The organism is Sphingobacterium paramultivorum (genome assembly GCF_014109745.1).
GTDB lineage: Bacteria > Bacteroidota > Bacteroidia > Sphingobacteriales > Sphingobacteriaceae > Sphingobacterium > Sphingobacterium paramultivorum.
On record NZ_CP058555.1, the window covers coordinates 6,107,822 to 6,133,764 of the forward strand.

General features: G+C 38.8%; 21 protein-coding genes. 8 read left to right on the top strand and 13 right to left on the bottom strand.

Translation table 11 applies throughout. The features are described 5' to 3' along the window. Positions 1-11: 11 nt before the first annotated feature. The 3 genes from ligA to HS960_RS25370 all read right to left on the bottom strand — a co-directional run bounded on the left by ligA (position 12) and on the right by HS960_RS25370 (position 4,050). Positions 12-2,036, bottom strand: coding sequence for an NAD-dependent DNA ligase LigA (ligA, locus tag HS960_RS25360; protein WP_182330800.1), 2,025 nt, complete (start codon positions 2,034-2,036; stop codon positions 12-14). Positions 2,037-2,155: 119 nt separating this feature from the next. Beyond that, on the bottom strand, positions 2,156-3,187 hold the full coding sequence (locus tag HS960_RS25365; protein ID WP_159731295.1) for a glycosyltransferase family 2 protein: 1,032 nt from the start codon (positions 3,185-3,187) through the stop codon (positions 2,156-2,158). Further along, a complete protein-coding gene (locus HS960_RS25370) occupies positions 3,184-4,050 on the bottom strand; it encodes a lysophospholipid acyltransferase family protein (protein ID WP_182330801.1) in 867 nt (288 codons plus the stop codon). Before HS960_RS25370 ends, HS960_RS25365 begins: the two co-directional genes overlap by 4 nt. 87 nt (positions 4,051-4,137) lie before the next feature. Here HS960_RS25370 and HS960_RS25375 point away from each other — a divergent pair, with 87 nt between their 5' ends. Both HS960_RS25375 and HS960_RS25380 read left to right on the top strand, forming a co-directional pair. Beyond that, positions 4,138-4,749, top strand: coding sequence for a WbqC family protein (locus HS960_RS25375; protein WP_182330802.1), 612 nt, complete (start codon positions 4,138-4,140; stop codon positions 4,747-4,749). Between the two features lie 63 nt (positions 4,750-4,812). Next, positions 4,813-5,499, top strand: a complete 687-nt coding sequence (locus tag HS960_RS25380; protein WP_075994001.1) for a hypothetical protein — start codon at positions 4,813-4,815, stop codon at positions 5,497-5,499. Positions 5,500-5,504: 5 nt separating this feature from the next. Here the strand turns inward: HS960_RS25380 and HS960_RS25385 are convergent, their stop codons facing one another. Continuing rightward, positions 5,505-6,506 (bottom strand): YihY/virulence factor BrkB family protein, encoded by a 1,002-nt coding sequence (locus HS960_RS25385; protein ID WP_153847732.1) that lies wholly within the window; start codon positions 6,504-6,506, stop codon positions 5,505-5,507. 35 nt (positions 6,507-6,541) lie between these two features. Further along, positions 6,542-8,308: an AMP-dependent synthetase/ligase gene (locus tag HS960_RS25390; RefSeq protein ID WP_182330803.1), complete on the bottom strand. Its 1,767-nt coding sequence runs from the start codon at positions 8,306-8,308 to the stop codon at positions 6,542-6,544. Between the two features lie 262 nt (positions 8,309-8,570). On the opposite strand from HS960_RS25390, the gene HS960_RS25395 reads away from it, so the two are divergent. Further along, on the top strand, positions 8,571-9,071 hold the full coding sequence (locus HS960_RS25395; protein ID WP_120333413.1) for a hypothetical protein: 501 nt from the start codon (positions 8,571-8,573) through the stop codon (positions 9,069-9,071). 55 nt (positions 9,072-9,126) lie between these two features. Here HS960_RS25395 and HS960_RS25400 read toward each other — a convergent pair whose 3' ends face one another. Continuing rightward, positions 9,127-10,872 (bottom strand): M61 family metallopeptidase, encoded by a 1,746-nt coding sequence (locus HS960_RS25400; protein ID WP_153847730.1) that lies wholly within the window; start codon positions 10,870-10,872, stop codon positions 9,127-9,129. Between the two features lie 336 nt (positions 10,873-11,208). Here HS960_RS25400 and HS960_RS25405 point away from each other — a divergent pair, with 336 nt between their 5' ends. Together HS960_RS25405 and HS960_RS25410 are read left to right on the top strand one after the other, a co-directional pair. After that, the gene (locus tag HS960_RS25405; protein WP_153847729.1) at positions 11,209-12,075 is read left to right on the top strand and encodes an N-acetylglucosamine kinase; all 867 of its coding nucleotides are present in this window, start codon (positions 11,209-11,211) and stop codon (positions 12,073-12,075) included. A gap of 11 nt (positions 12,076-12,086) precedes the next feature. Further along, on the top strand, positions 12,087-12,611 hold the full coding sequence (locus tag HS960_RS25410) for a glutathione peroxidase (protein ID WP_075993996.1): 525 nt from the start codon (positions 12,087-12,089) through the stop codon (positions 12,609-12,611). 147 nt (positions 12,612-12,758) lie between these two features. Here HS960_RS25410 and HS960_RS25415 read toward each other — a convergent pair whose 3' ends face one another. After that, the gene (locus HS960_RS25415; RefSeq protein WP_182330804.1) at positions 12,759-13,895 is read right to left on the bottom strand and encodes a serine hydrolase domain-containing protein; all 1,137 of its coding nucleotides are present in this window, start codon (positions 13,893-13,895) and stop codon (positions 12,759-12,761) included. A gap of 226 nt (positions 13,896-14,121) precedes the next feature. On the opposite strand from HS960_RS25415, the gene HS960_RS25420 reads away from it, so the two are divergent. Beyond that, a complete protein-coding gene (locus HS960_RS25420) occupies positions 14,122-16,638 on the top strand; it encodes a TonB-dependent receptor (RefSeq protein ID WP_153847727.1) in 2,517 nt (838 codons plus the stop codon). An 83-nt stretch (positions 16,639-16,721) separates the two neighbouring features. Here HS960_RS25420 and HS960_RS25425 read toward each other — a convergent pair whose 3' ends face one another. Beyond that, on the bottom strand, positions 16,722-17,633 hold the full coding sequence (locus tag HS960_RS25425) for a LysR family transcriptional regulator (protein ID WP_228280122.1): 912 nt from the start codon (positions 17,631-17,633) through the stop codon (positions 16,722-16,724). Between the two features lie 141 nt (positions 17,634-17,774). Between HS960_RS25425 and HS960_RS25430 the strand changes: the two genes are divergently transcribed. Next, positions 17,775-18,488 (top strand): class I SAM-dependent methyltransferase, encoded by a 714-nt coding sequence (locus HS960_RS25430; protein WP_153847725.1) that lies wholly within the window; start codon positions 17,775-17,777, stop codon positions 18,486-18,488. A gap of 298 nt (positions 18,489-18,786) precedes the next feature. Here HS960_RS25430 and HS960_RS25435 read toward each other — a convergent pair whose 3' ends face one another. From HS960_RS25435 to HS960_RS25445, 3 genes are read right to left on the bottom strand one after another with little or no spacing between them, the layout of a single operon-like run. Then, positions 18,787-19,242: an NUDIX domain-containing protein gene (locus tag HS960_RS25435; protein WP_153847724.1), complete on the bottom strand. Its 456-nt coding sequence runs from the start codon at positions 19,240-19,242 to the stop codon at positions 18,787-18,789. A 38-nt stretch (positions 19,243-19,280) separates the two neighbouring features. Continuing rightward, the gene (locus HS960_RS25440) at positions 19,281-20,027 is read right to left on the bottom strand and encodes a hypothetical protein (RefSeq protein ID WP_153847723.1); all 747 of its coding nucleotides are present in this window, start codon (positions 20,025-20,027) and stop codon (positions 19,281-19,283) included. Between the two features lie 52 nt (positions 20,028-20,079). Beyond that, positions 20,080-21,291 (bottom strand): DEAD/DEAH box helicase, encoded by a 1,212-nt coding sequence (locus tag HS960_RS25445; RefSeq protein ID WP_159731305.1) that lies wholly within the window; start codon positions 21,289-21,291, stop codon positions 20,080-20,082. Between the two features lie 206 nt (positions 21,292-21,497). On the opposite strand from HS960_RS25445, the gene HS960_RS25450 reads away from it, so the two are divergent. Continuing rightward, complete coding sequence (locus HS960_RS25450) at positions 21,498-23,912, top strand: alpha-ketoacid dehydrogenase subunit alpha/beta (RefSeq protein ID WP_153847721.1); 2,415 nt, start codon at positions 21,498-21,500, stop codon at positions 23,910-23,912. Positions 23,913-23,974: 62 nt separating this feature from the next. On the opposite strand, the gene HS960_RS25455 is transcribed toward HS960_RS25450, so the two are convergent. After that, positions 23,975-24,829 carry an ROK family protein gene (locus HS960_RS25455; protein ID WP_153847720.1) on the bottom strand — a complete coding sequence of 285 codons (855 nt, stop codon included), beginning with the start codon at positions 24,827-24,829 and terminating at the stop codon, positions 23,975-23,977. Further along, positions 24,816-25,922 (bottom strand): chorismate synthase, encoded by a 1,107-nt coding sequence (gene aroC, locus HS960_RS25460; RefSeq protein WP_046671826.1) that lies wholly within the window; start codon positions 25,920-25,922, stop codon positions 24,816-24,818. Before aroC ends, HS960_RS25455 begins: the two co-directional genes overlap by 14 nt. Between the last annotated feature and the right edge of the window lie 21 nt (positions 25,923-25,943).

Here is a 25,943-nt window from a genome sequence, read left to right on the forward strand (position 1 = left end):
ATTAAAAAAACTTACTTGGGATTAATGAGTTCAAAGAGTTCTTTATCATTAATCATCGGGATACCCAGTTTTTCTGCCTTCGCTAGTTTGGACGGTCCCATTTTATCTCCCGCTACGAGATAGCTTAATTTGGCAGAAATGGAAGATAACATCTTTCCGCCATTGCTTTCAATTACTGCTGCTAGCTCTTCACGTGAATGATCTGCAAATACACCGGAAATCAGGAAGGTTTTCCCTTCAAGTGCATTGCTAGCAAGGATGATCTCCTTTTCTTCAATTTCGAAATTTAAGCCATAATTTCTCAGTGCGACAATCTGTTGTTGATGAATTGGATTGTCTAGGTATTCTTTGACACTCTCCGCAATACGGCGTCCAATATCTTGTACTCCTTCGATTTCCTCTGTCGAGGCTTGTGCTAGTGCATCAATATTTTTGAAATGCTGAGCTAATTTTTTTGCAATCGTCTCGCCGACATGACGTATTCCAAGCGAAAATAAAACTTTTTCAAAAGGTTTTTCTTTGGATTTTTCGATGCCGTTGAGCATGTTATCGATTGATTTTTGACCGAAGCGTTCGAGTTGTTGTAGGTCATCTTGATGGTCTTTGAGTCCATAGATGTCAACGATATTGTTCAACAAACCTTTCTTGAAGAAAGTATCTACGGTCTCGTCTCCCATTCCTTCGATGTCCATCATTTTTCGTCCGATAAAATGCTGCATTTTGCCAACAATTTGTGGCGGGCATCCAGTTTCATTAGGGCAGTAGTGTACGGCTTCCCCTTCTTGTCGTATGAGTACTGTGTCGCATTCCGGACAAGATGTAGGGTAGACAAAACTTGTTGATCCTGCTAATCTTTTCTCGAGGTTTACCCCAATTATTTTAGGTATAATTTCGCCCCCTTTTTCTACAAAGACAGTGTCATCTTCGTGTAGGTCGAGACGTGCGATTTCATTTGCATTGTGTAAGGAAGCGCGTTTTACCGTTGTGCCTGCCAGTTGTACAGGTTGAAGATTGGCAACAGGTGTAACAGCGCCGGTACGTCCAACTTGATAACTAATCGAGTTCAGTTTGGTTTCTACACGCTCTGCTTTGAATTTATAGGATATTGCCCAACGCGGATTTTTGGCAGTAAAGCCAAGTTCCTCCTGCTGTGCGTAATCATTTACTTTAATAACAATTCCATCAATTTCATAACCTAGGTTATGACGTTCGACATCCCAGTAGTCAATAAATGCAAAAACATCGGTTAACGTGCTGCACTTTCTGCTATGCTCGCTGACGTGAAACCCCCAGTCTTTGACATGGTTTAAGCTATTCCAATGGTCGTGAAATAGATTTGTTCTGTTGTCGCAGTACAAAAAGTAAAGGAAACAGTCCAATGGGCGTTTTGCAACTTCAGCAGAATCTTGGAGTTTGATGGTTCCAGAGGCGAAATTTCTTGGGTTGGCATAGGTTTGCTCCTCATTATCGGCTCTTTCCTTATTCAGGCGGAGAAACGCTGATTTGTGCATAAATATTTCACCTCGTATTTCGAATTGATCTGGATAATCTCCTTCTTTGAGTTTGATCGGTATAGAACGAATGGTTTTAACATTGTTTGTGACAACATCGCCTTGTGTACCATCACCGCGCGTAACGGCTTTACTTAGCAGGCCATTTTCATAAGTCAAGCTGATGGATAAACCGTCAAATTTTAATTCACAAACATATTCGAAGTGATCGCCGATAATTTTGCGGATTCGCTGGTCGAAGTCAAGTAATTCCTCCTGATTGTATGTGTTGCCCAATGAAAGCATTGGCCAGCGGTGTTTTTCCGTTTGAAATCGGGAGGTAATGTCTCCACCAACACGCTGTGTAGGGGAGTTGGGGTCGGCAAAGTTGGGATATTGAGCTTCCAGCGCTTCGAGTTCCTTTAATTTAAGGTCGAAGTCGTAGTCCGAAATAACACTGTTCGCCAATACATAGTATTGATAGTTATAATGGTTGAGCTCTGCCGTTAAGTCTTTTATCTTTTTTTCAATATCCATCACCAACATTTTGCAAAATTACAAATAAAAAGTACGTTTAAATAAAATAAATAAAGAATCTTGTCGTAATGACTGCTTTATTTTTAAAATGCGTTTTTCTGCATTTTATGTTACAGGGAAATAATACGCTATTTGAAATCCTCTGGATTTAGCTGAGAAAATTTATGTTTGTTATTTGTGTAAAAATCAATGATAATCGATTTTGTGTACTGCCCTTTTGTATTTTCTTTCACCTTGTATTTTTTTCGTTTTTTAGCATTTTTGAAAATATTCAAGAAGAAATACTGATGTGCGCGACTGATTGCCCAGGCATCCTTGGGTTTCCTGTCGATCAGAAACTTAGCAAGGGCTGCAAAGTCAAACCAAAGCCTGATGAAAATAATCCATATTGCTTTGCCCAGCGGCAGGTTTTTCTGCAGCATGACCATGTTATTCCTAAAATTGAGATAGGTCTTTTTGGGATTACTTGCATTGAGGGTGCCCCCACCAACATGATAAACAATAGATTTAGGACAATAGCCTATCCCATAGCCCATTTTCTTTAATCGCCAACACAGATCGATTTCCTCCATATGAGCAAAGAAATCTTCGTCAAGTCCATCTGCCTCTTTCCAGGCTTCTGAGCGAATAAAAAGTGCCGCTCCAGATGCCCAAAAGATTTCGGATTCATTATCGTACTGTCCAGCATCATCTTCTACTTCATGTAGGATTCTACCTTTACAGAAAGGAAAGCCAAAGTAATCCAGGTAGCCACCGGCCGCTCCGGCGTGTTCGAACTTCTGCTTGTTATGAAATGAGCGTATTTTGGGCTGTGCTGCTGCTAGGGAAGGGTTTCTTTCCAAGTACTCAATCACTGGTTCAATCCAGTTTTGGCTCACTTCGACATCCGAATTGAGGAGTACATAGTAATCAGCATTTACACGCTGCAGTATTTTGTTATAACCGCCTGCAAAGCCATAGTTTTTATCATTTTCAAGGATAGTAATCGTCGGATAGTACTGTTTCACAAATGAAATTGAATCATCATCGGAGGCATTGTCTCCAATGACAAATTCGACATTCGGATACGAACTGTTATATACGGATGGTAAAAATTTTTCCAGAAAAAATCGGCCATTCCAATTGAGGATAACGACAGCTACTTTTGGTAATTCACTCATTTTCTACGTTTTCTTTTCCAGCGATTATGTGACCATAACCAATATTCTGGGTTTTCACGAATAAGCTGTTCAGCAAATTGATTGTGTATATCGGTAATTTCATGTTCTCCAACGCCACTTGGATCTTCGATTAAAGTAACGAATTTACAGAAATATTGCCCTCTTTTGGGCTTTCTTCCGATATAGCAATAGACCACAGGTGCTTTACTTATTCTAGAAAGTCTTTCGGCTCCTGTATAGACCAATGTTTCCTGATTTAGCCAATTAATAAAATAATCGGAATCCGAATACAGCGGTGTTTGATCGGCAACGAGTATACTGATATTGGGCTGGCCCTTCAACTTTACAATATGACGGAGTATTTGTTTCATTGGTACCATTTCGGCGCCAAACCGACCTCGCATATCATTGTATACTGTGTCAATGTCTTTGTTGTTGAGTGGTTTGTATACAATCAGCGTAGGGAAGTTTGTGATTAAGCTCAAACGGTGAATACCAAGCTCCCAATTGGCATAATGTGAGGTCACCCCAATTACGTTTTTGCCCGCTTCGAGGTGTTTCGTCAATTCTTCTACATTATCCAAAGTTATCTTTTTCTTGACTTCCTCAGCCGTAATCGTTTTCAATTTGATCGATTCGACAAGAAGATCCGGGAAAAAACGATAAAACTTTTTGGCAATCACCAGACGTTCTTTATCCGTTTTTTCTGGAAAAGCATTCTTTAAGTTCTGAAATACAATATTCTTCCTATATCCAATAATATAGTAGAGTATGTAATAAAGCCCATCGGAGATCAAATATAGAAACCAATAGGGGAGAAGAGAGATGATATAGATTAATGCGTTTAACGCTTTTTGTTTCATGCTATAGCTAAAATTCCCAGTGTTCTTTACAAATATCCTTAATTTAAGTTATTTTTGCGTCACTTATAACAAAAATCATCAGTTTTTATGGAATCGCAGTTATTACTTCCGGCATGTTATCTTCCACCAATATCCTATTTTCATACGATACAAGAGCATAATCTTCCGTTGATCATCGAGAAATATGAGCATTTTCAAAAGCAGAGTTATCGTACGCGGGCCCGCATTGCTTCAGCAAATGGTGTGCAGGATTTGATCGTACCCATTCAACATGGCAATAAAGAACGTGTTCCTATGAAAGATATTCGGATAAGCTATGAGTTTGACTGGCAGCGTTTACATTGGCTAAGTATTCAGACAGCTTACCGTAGCTCTGCATATTTTGAATATTATGAAGATGATTTTATGCGATTCTATGAGGAAAAGTTTGCGTATTTGGTAGACTTTAATGTTGCTCAATTAGAACTCATTCTAAAATCGATCAAACTTAAACGAACATTAGGGTTTACGGAAGAATATGTTGCTGCGCCTTCGGAAATGATCGATTTCCGTAACCTGATCCATCCTAAAAAAGAAAGTGTATTGCGTGATCCAAAAGAATATTATCAGGTTTTTTCTGATAAAAATGGATTTTATCCCGATTTAAGCATTATCGATTTGCTATTCAATCAAGGACCACAATCAAAAAGTTACCTGTAGCCTGACGGTTTTTTGAACAAAATGCGTTTAATATTGTTGTTATTCAATATTGAACGCATTTAAATGAAACATTTCTTTTTTACTTTTCTTCTTTTTTCTTTGTGTTGGACTTTCGCGCGGGCTCAGGGCGGTGTTGATACGATACATTATCGAAAAGTTTACTATTGGGGTACAACGGGAATGGGCTTCCCGATCGGAAAAACCAAAGATATACTTTCGCCAAAGTTTTCTGGTAGCATTGGTTTGGATATCTCCCTGAAAAATCCAATGTTTTTTGTATCCCCCACACTTTATACACTTTCATTCAAGTATAAGCAGCGATTGGTCGATCCTAATTTTGAGTATCGTATCGAAGATGCAAATACCAATTTCTATACCCTTTCATTTTCGGGGGGCATTAGGAAGCAGATGCGATTATTGAATATCTATGGTTTTGTAGGCCCTGGTGTAGGATTGACGAGTGAGCCAAGGGCAAATGTGCTCGCGGACCAAAAGCTTATTAAGATGGAAAATAAAAATCACCTGAATTTCTCCAGCAAAATAGGTGCTGGAGCAGATTATAAATTTAACGGCTTCTTTTTAGGGCTTGAGCTTGGTTATCTCCATAATTTTAGGAAGATACAGGATACTCCTGTGAATATTTTTACCGTTATGGTGGGATTAAAATCCGATATTACACAAATTGGGGATAAAGTCATCAATGTCATTGGCATCGATGGTTCCATTAGTGGCAAAAAAGAGAAAAAATAGACGACTTATTTTAAGACCTGAATAGTATCTCCAACATGTGCTTCGGCGTCGCTGCCTGTTTTTTTAACTTTTTCCGTTTGTTCAACCGCTACTGCAAATGTAGACGGAATAATGCCTGCGCCAAATTTAATGGCATAAAATTTGGTGAATTCCGCGCCAAAGTACAATATCGCAGCCGAATAGTAGATCCATAATAACATGACAATGATAGATCCTGCGGCTCCGTAAAAGCTTGCTGTGGAGGAAAGGTTCAGATAGATTGAAATGCCGTACCTGCCTAACATAAAAAGTAAGCCTGTAAAGATAGCTCCGCCAAGCATGTCTCTGAATTTTACTTTAGCATCCGGAAGGAAGGAAAAGATAAAGCCAAATAAAATGACAATGACCGAAAATGTGATACCCGTATTGACCCATGAAATGAGTGCAATCGGAATAAAAGGAAAATAAGTCATGACTAAATTGGTCACGGCAACGATAACTCCGTTGATCATGAGTGAGGCAATTAGCAAAAAGCCAAGGGCGATCACGATGGAAAAAGAAATCAACCTGTTGATGATTAATTTTAGCCATCCTTTTTTTGGTTTCGGTTTTACTTTCCAGATATTGTTTATTGAATCCTGTATATCAACGAATAAGGTCGTGGAGGACAGAATCAATGTAACGATACCAATCGTGATCCCCATATTAGATTTATTCTCGAAAGTTATCTTCTGAAGATAGGACTGGATCTGTGTGGTCACATCCTGACCAAAAAGAACCATGACTTCCTCCAGCACCTGATCCTGCGCTGAAGATCCACTTTGAAGATGTTCTCCATAGAAAAATCCGATACACCAGATAACAATCATAAGAAGTGGGCCGATGGAGAAGACGGTATAATAAGCCAATGAAGCACTCTTCTTCATACATTTGTCATCATTGAATCCATTAAAGGCATCAACTAAGACATGCCAAATGCTTTTCCAGTAGGCGAGTGTAAATAAATCTCGTAGTGTAACGTGCTTCATAATAAGATGATCAGCTCCAATAATCGTGCAAATTGTTACTCTTGGTTTTGTTCCTGATACAATTTGTCGATTGCGGCTTCGTTCTCTTTTAAAATAATTTTTCGTTTTAGACTCAATTTTGGTGTCAATTGACCGTCGTTTATTGTCCATTCCTTTGGAAGAAGAATAAATTTCTTGACAATTTCCCAATGTCCAAAGTTAGTAGATAATCGGTTAATTTCTTCTTGATATTTTTGGATTACTTCCGGATTTTTGATGATTTCTTCGTTTGAACCACTGGTAATACCTTTTTGGTTTGCCCATTTGGACAGCACATCAAATGCGGGAACAATCAAGGCTCCGGGAAATTTTCTATTTTCTCCAAAAACCATGACTTGTCCGATTAATGTAGACTCCATGAGTTTGTTTTCAATGGATTGGGGCGCGATATATTTCCCACCTGCCGTCTTAAACATTTCTTTTTTTCGATCGGTTATTTTTAGGAAACCATCGGACGTAATTTCTCCAATATCGCCCGTCTTGAAAAAACCATTATCGTCAAAAGCTTCTTTTGTAGCTTCTTCATTTTTATAATAGCCTGTCGTGATACTAGGGCCCTTGACAAGAATCTCACCATCTGAAGCAATTTTAACTTCTAAGTTTTTCAGGGGTTTACCTACAGTTCCAAATTTCAACCCATTGGGCAAGTAAGAGTTTACAGCAATAACAGGAGATGTTTCAGTCAGGCCATACCCCTCAAGTACATTAAGCCCAGCGGCCCAGAATACACGCGCTAAACGCTCTTGAAGAGCTGCACCACCGGATACAATGATCTTAATATTTCCGCCAAGAGCTTCTTGCCATTTCGAAAATATCAGTTTTCTAGCGATCGCAAGTTTGAACTTGTAAAGCGGTCCATTATGCTCCGGTTCTTGAAATTTCAAACCAAGATCAACAGCCCAGAAGAAAATTTTCTTTTTTAATCCAGTTAAGGCTTTCCCTTTTTCAATAATCTTATCGTATACTTTTTCCAGGACACGGGGTACGGTGGTGAATACATCCGGTTTGACATCGTTGATATCGGCAACAACATTGTCTAAGGTCTCGGAGAAATAGATCTGGATTCCTTTCGAATAGTACATATATACCACCATGCGTTCAAAAATATGGCATAGTGGAAGAAAGCTAAGTGCCGTTTTGAAATCCGATCGGATGAGATGATTGCATGCCAAGACGTTGCTGTATACATTTTTGTGGGACAGGTATACGCCTTTAGGGCGTCCTGTGGTACCTGAAGTGTAGATCAGTGTCAATAGATCATCTTCTGTAACAGCCTCTCGAAGTGGAGCAAGGTCGGTTGTGTCATCTTTTGCTGTTTCGATGAATGTTTTTAGCTGCGTATAATTTTCAATAGCATCAAATGTATACAGTTGCGGGTGTATACCGTGCTCCTTGATGGCTTGTTCAATACGGTCCGTCAATTCTCTGTTGCTGACAAATAGTACGTTGACATCCGAGTCATTTACAATAAACGAAAGATCCTGTGCGGATAAAGTGGGATAGAGGGGGACAGTTGCGAGACCTATTTGATTGCAGGCAAAATCAACTAAATTCCACTCGGGTCTGTTGCCGGACATGATTCCTACCCGATCACCTTTTTTGAGGCCTAATTGCAGTAACGCCCTGCTTAAGGTGTCAATTGCGTCGGTGTATTCTTTGGTAGAATATGTCTTCCACTTGCCATTTCCATCTCGCCCTGCCACCATGATGTCCTTTGCGTATTTTTCTTTATATAAGGTTATAAAGTCAAAAATTCTGCCCATATCACTTGAGTTTATTTGGTTACTACTACATGCTGTATTGACCTAAATATACAGAAATAAAGTTGGATAATTTGGGATTATTGTCATAACAAATTAAACATTGTTTCGTTATAGCTGTAATGGATATTTACCCTATTGAAAAGGTCCTTCGTAGGGGAAGTTCTGGTAAATAGTTTTTTATGTGCACTGCAATTATATTGCATATAAAAAGCAATTTATCTATGTTTGGAAAAATGTAAAGCAAAAAAAGCGTACGATTTTTATGAAAAAAATATTTTTGGCTGTCGGTGGAATGCTGATGTTTGGAGCATTATCCAATAGAGCTATGGCTCAGTTGGACAATAGGGGTGCTATTGGTGGACGATTCGGGTCTGCTCAGGGAATTACATATCGTCACACGCTTAACTCGGACCATGCATTGGAAGGAATTATGAGTATTCAGAGCAATTCTGATTTTCGCCGTTTCCGCGTTGTGGGCTTATATGAAATCTATAAACCATTGACTGCTGGGTTTAATTGGTATTATGGTTTTGGTGGCAGTATCGGTTCTTATAAGGAGAAAGACAAAATTATAGATGGTCAGCGCCATTCATTTGATTCACAGCTTAATCTAAGTATTGACGGTATCGTAGGTATTGAATATAATATTCCGCAGGCACCGTTTCAAATCTCATTGGATGTAAAACCATATTTTGATTTTCTAAACGAATCCAGTATCAAATTATTTGATCCGATCGGTTTTTCGGTAAGATATAAATTTTAAAAAAAGAATAGCGGGATTTCCCGCTATTCTTTTTTTAAATGATAATACTTCTGTGTTAGGCCATCCAGATTTTACCTAGCAATTCCTGTAGAAAAGTTTGTTCTTTGAGCGGACGGATTTCGTATATCTTTTTATTGCTCTTTCTGATTTGAACAGGGATTTCTCGCACTAAACCATCTCGTGCCACCAGGAAGTTTAATGTTTCCCCCTCTTTGGCATGTTGAACAATGAAATCAATTTCCTTGTCTTTAACATCGAGCCTGTTATTATTAATTGCAATCAGTTCGTCTTTTACACTTAATCCGGCATCATACGCACCAGAATCTTTTTCCACTGTCGCTACCGAAATTAACCCATCCACTTTGTTGGTTGTAATACCTAGTGTCAACGTGTTGTTATTAACATTGGTATCAACAATTTCATAACCAACGAGATTAAAATAATCGTTGTATTCCAGTTCTCCGTCCTGATGAGCAGCATTGAAAATGTCGTCCAGCGAAGTGCCTGCGATACGTTCAGCAAGGCTTCTCAATTCATTTTCTTCAAATCCACGATCAAGTTTTAGGAAGAACTCCTCATAAGCCTCGCGGATAACATCATCCAATTTTAGTCTACCTTCTGTAGCGGCAATAATTTTAATATCCAACAATGCTGTCAGCATTGCACCTTTGTTGTAATAGGAAATTCCTGAATTCATCGAATTTTCATCAGGCCTATAATATTTAATCCAGGTATCGAAACTTGAGGCTGCTGCAGACTGTATCGTATGCCCTGGACGGTTTAATACAATGTTGAAATCGTTAGCTAGCAAAGCGAGGTACTCTTTTTCATCATAGAATCCACAGCGTTTAATAATTAAATTATCATAGTACGAAGTGAATCCTTCCATGATCCAGAGGCCTGTGGTATAGTTTTCGGCATCGTAATTAAACGGTCCTAAAGCTTTTGGACGTAAGCGTTTCACATTCCATAGGTGAAAATACTCATGTGCAACGAGACTCAAATAGTTTTTGTAGCTTGTCTCATTTAGATACGCATTTCTCGAGGCTCCCAATACTGTTGAATTGAGATGTTCTAGACCTCCACCTCCAGATTGGTAGTTGTGGGTAATAATGACATATCGCTCATTGGGGTTCGAACCCCAGATGCGGGTTTCCTCTTCGACGATACGTGTGATATCTTTCGTCAGGCGTTCTTTATCATAGCTTCCACCTCCGACCATGGCGCATTCATGTTCGACGCCGGCAGCTTGGAATTTCCAGACATCCTGGTTCCCAGCTTCGATGGGCGTATCGTATAATACGTCAAAATTTGGTGCATAAAACTTACGTTCTTCAATTTGTTCGAGTCCAGTTGATATACTTGCCCAAGAATCTTTTAGTGCTATGCTGACTGTCGAAGGATTGTCTATACGGCCATCTATATGAAAGAAAGTTGCCGTAGGCACAATAAAAGCATGGTCACCATCGAAAAAGTTGGTACGCACAGAAACTTCAAAACCGTATACGGCGTAGATTACTTCGATCTGATCCAAAGATTCTGTGGGTATTCGCCAGGTGTTCTTTGAAATTTTCTGGTAGGCAATTGTATTTCCTGTTTTGTCAAATGATCGGAATCGTTCTACGTTTTTAGCATATTCACGAATTAAATAAGATCCAGGAGACCAGACCGGCATTTTTAGATCGACATAAGACTGATTGAGCTTTGCGATGCTCATTTTTACTTCGATATAATGAGCTTGTGCTTCTGAAAATGATACCTCAAAATGTATTTCGGGTATATTGAAATGGTCACTGTCCATGAAAAATGATTTTAGTATGAGCTTACAAAATTAAAAGTATCGTACGCTTAACCAAACAAAAAAATAGATTGTTGGTTCTACAATTATGAATCAGCGTGCTCCGTCATTGTTCTTTTAGTAGAAAAAGAACAATGACGGGAAGCAGCTAATAGTACCCTCCAATATACATAAATTTATTTAAGAAATGAGGTGTAAATCGATAGGCATAATAGCTGCTTTGGATGAAATACCGGTTTTTATTGGGCTGGGGAGATGAAGCAAAAAATCTGTTTTTTATCAGAATTTTTGCTAAGTTTGATACAGTAGTTTATAGGGGGAAAATAATCAAGAATTTGTATGATCTTAGTTGTTGATAGCGGCTCTTCAAAGTCGGATTGGAAGTTGGAATTGCCAGATAGTGCGCCTATCTCATTCAGTACAAATGGACTCAATCCTTTTTTTGTGAATGAAAAGGAAATCACACGTGTTATTAAGGAAATACCCGAAATTATTCCCTATGCCGATGAAGTTACTGAGTTGTATTTTTTTGGTGCAGGATGCATTACACCTGATCGTCGGGAAATGGTTTCAAATGCATTGACACCCTTATTCGAAAATGCTTACATTTCTGTTGAGAATGATCTTTTTGGGAGTGCCATAGCGACCTGTGGTAATAAAAAAGGTTATGTAGCGACATTAGGGACAGGGTCTGATTTGAGTTTTTTTGATGGAGAGGAGCTGATGCCCTCGCATAATGGAAATGGCTATGTATTGGGTGATGAGGGGTCGGGGGCATATTTTGGGAAAAATCTTGTCAGACTTTTTCTATATGGCCGTATGCCGAAAGATCTGAACGAAAAATTTGCGAACAAATACAGAATCAATAAAGAGATCGTCATCAAAAATGTTTATCAAAAAGAACGCCCAAATGCTTTCTTAGCATCATTTGCGCCGTTCATGTCCGATAATATTACCCATCCCTTTATTATTGATCTGGTAAAGAGTGGATTCGAAGAATTTGTTCAAGCTTCGATTTTGACCTATCCGGACTATAATAAATATGCATGTCACTTTGTAGGTTCTATTGCTTATAGTTTTGATTTAATTTTACGGGAAGTCTGTGAAACACATCAGATAAAGGTAGGTACCATTTTAAAATCTCCTATCAACGAGCTTTTTGATGCGGTACTGGAAAGAGAGAGTAATTCATTGTTAAGTCTTTAAAATAATTAAATATGATTATTGCAACTATTATGGTGTATATGTCAATGTTATTTGGCAATCCCAATTTTTATGATTTTAAGTTTACGACACTTGATGGGCAAGAAGTGAAAATGTCCGATTTCAAGGGAAAGAAAATATTGATCGTGAATACAGCCTCAAAATGCGGTTTCACAAAACAGTACAAAGATCTGGAGGAATTGCACAAAACCTTTGGCGATAAGCTCGTCATTATTGGCTTTCCGGCAAATAATTTTGGACAACAGGAACCCGGGTCAAATGCGCAGATTCAAGAGTTTTGTGAACAAAATTATGGTGTTGATTTTCTAATGGCCGAAAAGGTCGATGTCAAAGGAGATCAAATATCACCCTTGTTTAAGTATTTGACCGCTCAGGAGAATCCCGATTTTAAAGGTGAAATCAAATGGAACTTTGAAAAGTTTTTGATTGATGAGAACGGTAAACTTGTACATCGTTTCCGTTCAGCGACGAATCCGCTGGACCCGGCTATTGTAAATTGGGTAGAAAACAAGAAGTAGTAAAAATAACAAAAAAAAGCTGCAGATTTTGCAGCTTTTTTTTGTTATTGTCCATTCGATCCGAGGGCCTCTGGTTTTCCCATAAGCCTCAGCAACAAGGTTGGATTTTATGGGTTTGGCTTTTGTTTATTTGATGTAAGCTGTTGCCTATTTGATATATGCATCGTACAAGGCTCCTATGCAGTCTTTAAGCAAAGGGTTGAAGTCATCGCTATCGGGAATATTGCAGCCATTGGTTATCACAATAAATCCATATTTTTTCTTTGGATTGAAAAACAGGGCACTATATAGTCCATATGCCGAACCGGTATGTCCTGTCAGGGTAACACCATGGACAATTTTTGCATTGTTCATAATCGCTAATCCATAGCCCGATTCTTTATTTACAGCTGTCTGCATAATCTTCGCATACTTTTTAGTGATGATGTTTTTTTCCTGACTATGGCCGTAATTCATATGCATCATCATGTATCTGGCTAAATCTAAGGCAGATATTTTCATTCCACCTGTCGGAGAAAGCACAGGAGTGCTATACCCCAAGATGTACTGATTGAGTTCTTCCCGACGTGGATTATAGGCACTGGGCTCTTCATGTGGATTTCCCTTTTCATCAAAGGCATATAACGAAACCAATCTCTTCTGATCCAAGGAGTCTATACAGTAACCACCATATAAGTTGAGCGGTTTGAGGATATGATTAACAATGTAGCTGTCGACACGTGTATTGGTCAGTTTCTCTAGGACGGCTCCTGCCATATTAAAATTGAGATTACAATATTGGTATTGTGTGCCGGGTTCATAAAGATTGTAGGAATCTTTCCAATTTGGGTTCTTGGATGGATTGATGACATCTAGGTTGAAGTAACCGTTTTTATCATTGACGCTGGACGTATGGGAAAGGATCATTCGGAGTGTTATTTTTTTTCCTGGATAATTGGGGTTTCTGATTGGAAAACCTATCAAATCCCCGAAGTCGTCGTCTAACTTGCATCGGCCGTCTGCTATTAATTGCATTAATGATGTTGCAGTGAATGACTTTGAAATAGAAGCAATTCTAAAGAGGTCATTTTCTCCGAGAGCCGTTTTGGTTTCCAGGTTTTTGTAACCATAATTTTTGTGGTATTCAATTTTATTGTTTTTGACTACGACCACACTGAGCCCTACAGCATTATACCGAAGCATAATTTCTGTGAGATCATGATCGATCTGTGTGTGCTGGCCCAACAAAAATGTGGGAAAGAATAGAAAAATAAAGACGGAGAGTAGGAGCTTATGCTTTCTCATTGAATTGATTGGTTGGAATGTTAGTTATGGTATAAATGTAATGAAATCCTTATGATTAATAGAAATAGTTACAATGAATCCTTGCAACATATAATAAATGCTACATAGCTGAATCATTCACATATTACAACAACAAGCTATTTTTATTTAAAACTATTCTAAACAATAAAATAATATCGTATGTTTGCGCCGACAAATAATTTTTACGAACTCACAATTTATTAACATGAAAAGAACTTTTCTAGGACTTGTTTTAAGTCTAGGATTGGTAGGAGCAATTCATTTGGATGCATCGGCGCAAAGTAAGGGGATACATGGCCGTGTTAAAACCAAAGATGGTGCACCAATTGAATCGGCTACAGTAACCATAGTTTCTTTAGGTAGGTCAACGTCGACTTCCGGTGATGGAAGCTTCCATTTTTCTAATCTTCCAGATGGAACCTATACTATTCGGATCAAAAGTATCGGAAATGGAGCTGAGGAGCGTACCATCGAGGTTAAAAATGGAAAGGCGACAGCCATTAATGTTTCTTTGAATATTTCTGAATCTCAATTGGAACAAGTGGAAGTGGTGGGCTACAACTCGCATAACAGTAAAACTGTTAATGTAGGTAAAGCAGGTATTATTGATCGGGATTTGCCGCAGAGTGTACAAATTATAAACGAACAGGTTATTGCGGATCAACAGGTTAATCGCCTGAGTGACGCGCTAAAAAATGCAAACGGTGTCGCGATGGGAGCGAATCGCGGTGGGGTCAACGAAAATTTTTACGCAAGGGGCTATAGCTTAGGCGGGAATAATATATTTAAAAATGGTGCGCGAACCAACAATGGAGGTTCGATTGAGGCAAGCACCTTGGAATCTGTAGAGATTTTAAAAGGAAGTTCTGCTTTGTTATATGGCGGTGTATCTGGTGGGGCCGTTGTAAATCTAGTTACGAAAAAGCCTAAATTTTATTATGGAGGCGAGGCTTCAATGCGCGTAGGAAGTTATGACTTCTATAAACCAACAGTGGATGTGTATGGTCCAATTTCCAATAAGGTTGCATTCCGCGTTATCGGAACTTATGAAAAAGCGGGTAGCTTTAGGGATCAGGTCACATCAAAACGTACTTATGTGAATCCTTCTGTTTTATATAAAATATCCGATAAAACTGATCTCAACTTTACATTCGATTACTTAAAAAGTGATTTTACGCCGGACTTTGGAATGGGAACTGTGGATGGAAAGTTGAATAATGAAGTTGGCAGAAACACTTTTATGAATGTGCCTTTTGCTTTCAACAGAACAAATACCTCAAACGGGCAGATCAATTTGAACCATAAGTTTAATGATTCATGGAATTTAAACGCAATAGCAAGTTACCAAACATACGATCGTGATTATTATGGATCAGATCGGATTCAAGCGAATAAAAATGGAATTGCTCCGCGGAGTTTAACCCGATCCAAATCAAATGAGTTTACGGCCAACCAGCAATTGAATCTAACCGGAACTGTAAAAACAGGATCTATCAAGCATAAGATCCTGGTGGGAGCAGATGCCGATCAATCGCATTCAAATGCGTATGCCTATAAAATTGATGCATCTAAAAATGTGGGCGGTGTATACGATTCCATTTATGTCTTTAATCCCTCACAAACTGCGCAGCATTTGGCTTCGGGAAATGGACTTCGAACAGATATGCCACAAGCTGATCTATTGACCAAAACAACAACGGATATCTTCCGTTATGGTGCATTTTTTCAGGACTTAATAGAAGTTACTGAACAATTTAAAGTATTGGCTGGTGTTCGCTATACGTATCAGCGTACACCGAATTCGGAAAAGTATACTTATGCGACGAATCAATCGGAAGAGATTATTAATCTAGATGGTCAAAAAAATCCGATCGGAGCAAAAGTCGACAAAGCATGGTCGCCTAAATTTGGATTGATCTATCAGCCGATCCGTTCATCGAGTGTCTATGTTACTTATGCAAATAACTTTACATCGAATTCGGGATACGATGTGAATTATCAACCCTTGGCTCCCTCCATCATCGATCAGTATGAAGCAGGTGTGAAAAATGACTTTTTCAATGGTAGGTTATCCGCAAATGTTGCTTGGTATAGAATTAATAACAATCGCTTTGCCCAACAATTATTGGTACTTCCGGATGGAACAAGCAATAGCGATGCAAATATGAAAGAATTTTCTGGAAAGACGGCTTCCAGCGGATTGGAAGTTGATGTTACTGGAACCTTACTTCCAGGATTGAATGTTATCGCCGGTTATTCCTACAATTATATGCGTTATACCGAAACCAATCCAATTTCAAGTTATACAACCATCGTTGATGGTAAGGAGAAAGTGACTGAAATCTCTGGAAACGAAGAAAATGTACGTTTGGTAGGAACTACAGCACATACGGCTAATGGAACCGTGTTTTATACCATTCAAAATGGAGCAGTTAAGGGACTGAAATTAGGTTTTTCTGCATTTTATACAGGTAGACGTAATGCAGGTTGGAATAATACAAAGATCAACGTACGCGACGGTCTTAATCGTTTGATCTCCGTTAGTCCATTTACAACCATAGATTTCTCCGCTGGTTATGCGTATAAAAACTGGAGTATTTTGGGTAAATTATCCAATATCACCAACGCGTTTAACTATTATATCCATGAAAACTATAGTGTGAATCCGATTCCGCCGCGTAGTTTTATGGCAACTTTAGCATATAAATTTGAGAAGAGGTAATATCGCTCTTCAACCCATAAAAAAACGGAGCCAGCAACATGCTGACTCCGTTTTTTTATGCTGGAATTTCAATAGATATCTCTTTAGGATGCATTAAAATCAAGATACTCTTTCTGGATACATGCTATAAATTCGTCTAATGCACTGTTTTTACTTTTTATATTAGAGACCAGGATCACTTCTGTTTTGCTATCCATATCCTCAAGCTTCATGATTTTTAGGTTTAAATGCGGGTATTGTTTGATAGTGGACGCAGGGACGACTGCCATGCCCAAGCCTTGTGACACCAACTCAAGGATGGAAGACATCGAATTGCTCTGATGTACAATTTTGGGTTCGAATCCCATGCGGTTACAGGTATTAATAACAAGCCGATGATATTCCGATGCGTATTTCTGATTGAAGGAAATAAAACTTTCATTAAAAAAGTTGATCGCATTAAATTCCACCTGTGAATGACCTACAATCACCATAGGGTCTTCGAAAAGGGGAGTGGTAAGCAATTCACTTGAATAAATTGGAGCACGCATAATACCCAGATCCAATTTTCCATTTTCGAGCGCCAATTTTTGTTTCTGCGTCGATGTTTCGAAAAGACTAACTCTTAAGTATGGAAATTTCTGTTGAATTTGCTTTAATACCGTAGCAAGCATTTTCTTAGGTGTCGAACTAATATAGCCCAGTTTGAATTCTCCTGAGATATTGTTGTGGATCTGTTTGGTGATCGTTTTGCTGTGCTCGATATTCTGTAGGATCTCCACAACCTCCTCCAAAAAGTATTTACCTGCTTCCGTTAGTTCGACGCGTTTGTTGGTTCGGAAGAAAAGAATAACCCCTAATTCGTCTTCTAGATCTTTAATCTGCCGGCTTAATGGCGGCTGGGACATAAATAAGCGTTCTGCTGCTCGGCCAAAATGAAGCTCTTCGGCTACTGTTTTGAAATAAATGAGATGTCGGATTTCCATCGATACTTTTTTGGTATGAATTGATGACAAAATAAATATTTTTAATGAATTCCAGTTAGTCCTACCTTTAAATTATTAAAAATTAATGGATGAAAATACGCCCGACCAGACAGTGTAAGATACTGCTGTACGGGGAATCTATCTGAACTTTAGAGAATAAACAATTTACAAATGAACAAAGCGACGCTACAGGAGATTGAAACACGGTTTGACAATGATGTCGAACGGTTCTCAAATTTAGAAACAGGTCAAGCAACCACATTGGATGCTGTATGGAACATGGAGCTTATTACGGATGCCATTGTTAGTCTTTATCCAAACGCTCAAAATATATTGGACATTGGATGTGGAGCTGGCAATTACGACGTAAAACTATTGCAAAAATTGCAGTCTAATCCAAATGTTAGTCTGTTGGATTTGAGCCAGCCAATGTTAAATAGAGCAAAGGAACGCGTTGGAAAATTAACCAATGGAGAAATTCATTTGATTAAAGGCGACTTTCGTGCTGCAGCTTTAGAGGAAAACAAATTTGATGTCATTATCGCAACATCCGTTTTACATCATCTTCGAGATGATAACGATTGGGAAAATGCGTTTAGCAAGCTGTTCCGCTTATTGAGAACCGGAGGAAGTCTGTGGATTTTTGATTTGATTGAGCAAAATAATGAACAGCTTCAAAAATTAATTTACAGGGAAAAATATGGTGAATACTTAACTAACCTGAAGGATGAACAGTATCGTGATCATGTTTTTGACTATATCGAGCATGAGGATACGCCAAGATCGCTGATCTACCAACTAAACTTATTGACACAAGTTGGCTTTAAAAATGTTGATGTTTTACACAAAAACCTTTGTTTTGCTTCTTATATGGGATTCAAATAGGGGCTGGAAAACGAGTGTCAAATAAATAAGGCGATACGGGGAGTATCGCCATAAAATCACACTAACTATTAAAAAACCTATAGGACTAGGAATTTACAAATTCAATAAACCAATGTATGTCTCCATCCCACGCTTCTCTACTTTTATTCCTCGTCACATGCGAGATGTCAAATAAATAATAAAATGTAATTATTAAGGTCAATACTTTAAAAAAATCAAGTATTTCCATTGGTTTACGTAAAGATATGTCTTTATTTTTTAAATACAAATAAAAATGATGAAAATTGAAAAATTATTATTACTTGACTGTTTTTAAGAATTCTTCCCAGGCGATTTGATCTGTTTTGAAGGTCAAATCTTCCGTTAAAACCGATTCAATTGGTACCCATCGAAAAGATTGAAGCTTATTATCTTCAGGTTTCTGATCAGGATCGAAATCAAAAGCTTTGGTAGTCGTTCTGATCTGAATAGCTGAGGTATTCTTTACCTGATAGTAAATCGATATGATTTGGCTATCGTTAAAGCTTGATTTCTCATAAAAGTCTGTGGTGTAAATATGCTTAACCACAGCAATGTCAAAATCACATTCTTCCTGATACTCCCGGATCAAAGCATCCAATAAGCCTTCCCCGTATTCTAAGCCCCCACCAGGGAATTTGGTAAATGAAACATTTTCCGTTCTTTCGTCGCTGATCAATACCTCTTGATTTTCATTGATCAATATTCCGTACACTCTTACGTTAAATGGAAACATGGGTTAATTATGTTTGTATATATTTAGTTTCTGTTTTTTTACAGTGGCATAAAACCATTGTCTACTGCAAATTCATCCAATCCGATATAGGAATAATGTCTGGGAAGAAACCAGCCTATTGCTTCCATGATATTTGTAAATTCTTTTTCAGTCCTGAATTGATTTGCAACGATATTGAATGCCAAATCTTGTGAAGCATTTTCTTCATCTTTATAATTACGGGCAAGGAGCATAACCTTTGCGTTCTTTACACCATAATAATCCAGAAATTCACGTAATTGGGTGCGGACAGCCTGTGGGAGAATTGTCTCGGCAGGTTGCCCCACTAATATTTCTTCATCTTTGCCTATAATGGTTTGTTCATTTTTCTTTGAGAAAACACTTTCATCTGTATAAAACTCTGCATTTAAAAAGTAGTTAACTAAGTCGCCATAGGTGAATACCCAGTCAGGGTTTTCATTTTGTGTATTGATAGCAATACCAAAACCTTTTGGCAACACGAAATCCTTTAGCCGATTTTTAATGACAAAAGCCTGAAAGTTCTGATCCTTAGGGACACTTTCGAGTTGAAAATAGGGAAATCCGTCAGGCCCAACAACCACTTCTGTTTCTGCTAATTTTAAGGTACATTCAGCAATATTAGCCAGAAATATATCACGCCACTCTTCATCCCGTTCTTCAAAGGGAACTTCCATCAGGCTATTTATTATAATCGTTTTTTCAAGGTCTCCCAATCGATTATCATTCGCATTGTTGCTATCGTCAAATAAATGTATTGTATTCATCTCGGATTATGATTTTTTGATTTGCTGGTAAAAGTAAAAGAATATTTATTAATTAACGACGTTTTCTTGATTTCGAGGTGCCTTTTCGTTGATTGTTTTGGCTGCTGGAAAGCATTTTCTCCCAGCTCAATAAATAAGGATGTTGATCATCAATTTTAATTTGCCGTTTTAAGGATAACTGTAATTTTATCCACTTTTCATTGTCCTCTGCATCGCAAAAGGTAAACGCCTTTCCCGCGGCTTCCGAACGGCCTGTTCGACCTATTCGATGCGTATAGAGCTCAGGAGTATCCGGAATCTCGTAGTTTATAATAGCCTCTAAGTCTGGAAAATCTACACCTCGAGCCAAGAGGTCCGTCGCAATTAATACACGTACCTCTTTTTGTCTGAACTTATCAATAATCTCTTCTCGTTTTTGCTGTGATTTATCGCCATATAATGCCGAGCAAGAAATACCGTGTCGATCTAGATCGGTTGCGATCCGTTCGACAGCATGAACTGTTCGCGTGAAAACAATTACCTGCTGTGAAATACGGTTTTCAAGAAGATAACGGAGAAGATTTTTTTTATCATTTTTATCGACATAGAGTACAGATTCTTCTATTTGGCCTTTTTTTGCTTTTGCTTCTAGGGTGATCTCAACAGGGTTAATTAATATCTTTCGAACAATTTTTTCGATTTCAACGGTTTTCGTTGCTGAACTGAAAATGGTTTGTCTCTCAGCGCGCAATGTGCCGATAATTTTATTGAGTTCTTTCGTGAAACCGAGATCCAACAATTGATCGAATTCATCGATCACCAATGTATCTATCGTTTTTAGATCGATAATACCTTGTTCAATGAAATCCAACAAACGTCCTGGAGTAGCAAGGATCATCTGGGCTTTTGGATAAACTTCAAGCTGACTTTCATAAGTTCCCCCACCATAAAAACTAGCGATAGTCAAACCCATACCATCGATAAGACCTGATATGCGCTGTTTGGTCTGTATACAGAGCTCCCGTGTAGGAAGGAGTATAAGGACCGATAGGTGGTCTGCGGTAATCTTGGTTCGTAAGCGCTGAATAATAGGGATGGCGAAAGCCTCCGTTTTTCCCGTGCCAGTTGGGGCAATCGCCAAACAGTCTCTACCTTCCAAAATGGCAGGGATAGCTATTTCTTGAATAGGTGTAAGCGAAGAAAGCTTTTGTTTTTCAAGATTAGCGATAAGGATTTTATCGAGTTTAAGTGCTGAAAAATTCAAAATAATGAATGTAAAACCCAAAAATAAAAATTTAAAAGGACAATGGTGTTTTTGCCTGCTTATTGGAATTAAAAATCTGCAAAAATTAGGATTTTTTGTCAAAAAGTACTAATTTGAGAAATTAGAATATTCTATTTCAAATCTGAGTTATTGATTATCAATTTATTTGATAAACACCAATTATATAGAATAATATTTTTGTTAAATTTGTTGAAACAAAAAAGAATATGTTTGATACTGCATTTGACCAAAACAATGAATCTATTTCCACTTTGAGCTTTGACGAGTTCAAAAAGATTATTGTGAATGATTATCGAACTGCCTTAGAAAGTCGTTACGTGAGTTTATTGGGACGTAAAGAAGTGCTTACAGGTAAGGCTAAGTTTGGTATTTTTGGCGATGGAAAAGAATTGGCACAAATCGCGATGGCTAAAGTTTTCAGAAATGGGGACTGGCGGTCGGGATATTACCGTGACCAAACATTTATATTTGCTTCTGGCATCAGTGATGTCTACCATTTTTTCTCTCAATTATATGCCCATCCCGATGTCGAGGCAGATCCTTCTTCTGCAGGAAGGCAAATGAACTGCCATTTTTCGACTCGTGTTGTGGACGACCAAGGGAACTGGTTGGATCAAATGGTTCAGAAAAACTCGTTTTCAGATATTTCGACCACCGGTGGTCAGATGGCAAGATTGCTGGGCTTGGGCTTGGCTTCTAAGTTGTATAAGCAGAATAGAAATTTAGACTACCTATCTTATTTTTCAAATAGAGGAAATGAAGTTGCATTCTGCACTATCGGAAATGCAGCTACTTCTGAAGGTGTATTTTTTGAAGTTATTAATGCCGTAGGTGTTCACCAGATTCCAACAGTGATTTCTATTTGGGATGATGGATATGGGATATCTGTGCCCAATGAAATTCAAACAACAAAGGGAGATATCTCAGAAGTCCTCAAAGGTTTTCAGAAGGAAGAACTGACAAACGGAATTGAGATATTCAAAGTGAGAGGATGGGATTATGCGGGTTTATGTGAAACGTACGAACAGGCTGCCCTTATTGCGCGCGAGAAACATATTCCATGTTTGATTCATGTGACCGAATTGACGCAGCCGCAAGGACATTCTTCTTCAGGTTCACACGAACGGTATAAATCGCAAGAAAGATTGCAATGGGAGACTGACTTCGATTGTCTAGCGAAAATGAAAGAATGGATCTTAAGTTCTGGTATTGCTACCGTAGAGGAACTGGATCAATTGGATCAACATGCCAAAGACCATGTTCGTCAAGAACAAAAACGAGCTTGGGCCGATTATATTAAAACGTTGAGCATTGAAGCTAGGGAAGCCATTGATTTACTTCAGGGCATTCCAAATGAGCGGGCTGATTTTGCGTCAAAGAAATTACAATCGATGGTTGAGCCTTCTTTGAAAGAGGTTTACGGCCAGGTTCGCAAGGTATTGCACGAGCTTAAAGGTCAGCATAGCGATGGGCGCCAGCAATTATTAAATTGGTATAAAGAGAAGCAGGAACTGAATGAGAAACGTTATAATTCAAAATTATTTACAGATGGTGTAGATTCACCTGCTCATGTGACGGTTGTACCTGCAGTCTACAGTGAAGAAGCTAAAGTGGTTGATGGACGTGAGGTTTTGAATCTATGTTTTGAAGAGAACTTTAGACGTGACGAAAGACTATTAGCATTTGGAGAGGATGTCGGTAAGATTGGAGATGTGAATCAAGGTTTTGCAGGTCTACAAGAAAAGCTTGGTGTGCATCGCGTATTTGATACCGGTATTCGTGAGAATTCAATTATAGGAAAAGGACTAGGTTTGGCAATCCGTGGACTTCGTCCAATTGCTGAGATCCAATACCTGGATTACCTAATCTATGGTATTACGGTCGCAAGTGATGATTTGGCAAGTTTAAGTTATCGCACCTTTGCTGGTCAGAAAGCACCATTAATTATTCGTACAAGGGGTCATCGATTGGAAGGTATATGGCATTCGGGCTCGCCTATGTCGGTAATTTTAGGATCCTTGAGAGGTTTGCATGTATGTGTGCCGCGTAATATGACACAGGCAGCAGGTATGTACAATACGTTGTTCCGCTCTGACGAACCGGCTATTGTTGTCGAATGTCTGAATGGGTATCGTCTAAAAGAGCGTCTACCAGAAAACGTTGGTGAATTTACGGTGCCAATCGGTTATGCCGAATGTGTTAAAGCAGGACGTGATATTACTGTCGTATCCTATGGTTCAACTTTACGTGTTGTTGAAGAAGCAGCCGTGGAACTGGAGCGTTTGGGGATATTTATCGAAATTATTGATGCACAGACATTGCAGCCTTTTGACAAAGGAAAACTTTGCGCCGAATCGCTGAAGAAAACAAATAAACTACTTATTGTAGATGAGGATGTGCCAGGCGGGGCTTCAGCTTTCATCTTACAAGAGATCTTAGAGAAGCAAAATGGCTACTATCTATTGGATAGTCAGCCGAGGACACTGACTGCAAAAGCACATCGCCCACCATATGGTTCCGACGGGGATTATTTCTCGAAGCCATCTTCTGACGATGTTGTCGAGACAGTGTATGCAATTATGCATGAAGCTAATCCAGAAAAATATCCATCTATGTTTTAATAGATGGATATCTTTTTTTGTTTGACTAAGCTAAGTATTCCAACGAGGGATGATATCTTTTCTTAATTGAATATACTCGCAGCACCAATCATAGCTGCTTTTTCACCAAGTATTGCGGTGTAAATCTGAAATCTTTCAAATTCTTTTCGGTCACCAATGAAAATAGGTAGCGCCTTAGCGATATTGCCACCGATGATAAATATTTCAGAAGAATGTTTCTCTGCGAAGAACTGCATAAAATCAAAGAGATGTTTAGCATATTCATCTTTGATAATTTGAAATTCCTCAGTTTCCCGATGATTATCTAAGATCTCCTTAAGTCCCGTAACATCTTTTCCTGCTACTTCTTTGAAACGTTTGACGAACCATCGTGTGACAAGAAATTCTTCGAAAATACAATCTTCATAAGGGCTGTTCCATAGGGCTGCATCAAAGGCCTTCTCGCCTTTATTCCATACCGCAGAACCAAGTCCGGTACCCAACGTAATTCCTAATATCCGGTTGTTTGTTTGCAAGTTCTGTACGAATATTTCACCTTGTAGGAATGCTGCTGCGTCATTGATAAAGTGAATAGACGTAGGCGAAAGTCCCAATTCTTCAGCTAAAAGAGTTTTGACATCTTTATTGTAAAGATTGTCATACTTGCTTTGTCCCTGTATTTTAGATATTCCATTTTCGTAGTCAAAGGGGCCCGGCATGGCAATGCCGATGAACTGAATAGGAGCAGGAGAAGTGGCGATGATATCGCGTATAGCTGATGCCCAGGTTTGTAAAATCGTTTTAGCATCTCCTTGAGAAAAAACGTGGTTTCTGGCCACGTTTTCTAAGTATATATTCCATTGTTTTGTGTCAATGATACAGGCAGAAATATGTGTGCCTCCAATATCAACACCTACGACATAATTATCTTGCAGCATGTTTGTAACTTTGATTTTTAAGTAGATGATCCGCGATTACAAGTGCTGCCATAGCTTCCACAATAATTACTGCTCTCGAAACAACACAAGGGTCATGTCTTCCCTTGCCACTTGCAATAGCAGGGTTGCCATGGATATCCACTGTTTCTTGATCTCTCATGATAGTGGCAACAGGCTTAAATGCTACTTTAAAAGTAATATCCATACCATTTGAAATCCCTCCCTGAATACCTCCAGAGAAGTTGGTATGTGTGTGCACTCGATTTAAATCATGGTCATCTGCTACAAATATATCATTATGTTCGGAACCTCGCAACTCCGAACCTGCAAAACCTGAACCATATTCAAAACCATGTACAGCATTGATGCTCATCATTGCTTTTGCAAGGTCTGCATGGAGCTTATCAAAGACCGGTTCGCCTAAACCAACAGGGACATGTCTGATGACAGCCGAAATACGTCCGCCAACTGTGTCACCCGCTTTTCTGACCGAGTCAATAAACTCAACCATTTCGTTTGCTGTTGCTGGATCTGCACAACGTGCAATGTTAGCTTCCCGTAATTCAAGCAAAGCTTTTAGATCTTTGGTATCTACATTTGGTGCCTCGATAGTGCCTACCCCCGAAACGTGGGCAAAGATTTCTATGCCAAATTGATTCAGGAAGCTTTTTGCTACTGCACCTGCAGCAACACGGGCAGCGGTTTCCCTCGCCGAGGACCGTCCACCGCCTCGATAGTCACGGATACCATATTTCATCTGATAGGTGAAATCAGCATGGGAAGGCCTGAAGATATCTTTGATATGTGTGTAATCTTTCGAACGCTGGTCTTCATTTGGGATAACAATTGCTATTGGTGTTCCCGTTGATTTCCCTTCGAATACGCCAGATAAAATCTGTGCGGTATCACTTTCTTTTCTTTGTGTCGTGATCTTAGATTGACCTGGTTTACGTTTATCGAGCTCAGACTGGATAAATTCCTCGTCGATTGTTATATTTGAAGGGCAACCATCAATAATTACACCTATAGCTTTGCCGTGTGATTCGCCAAAAGTGCTAATTCTGAATAAATCGCCAAATGAATTTCCTGCCATAAAAATTAAATTTCAATAAAC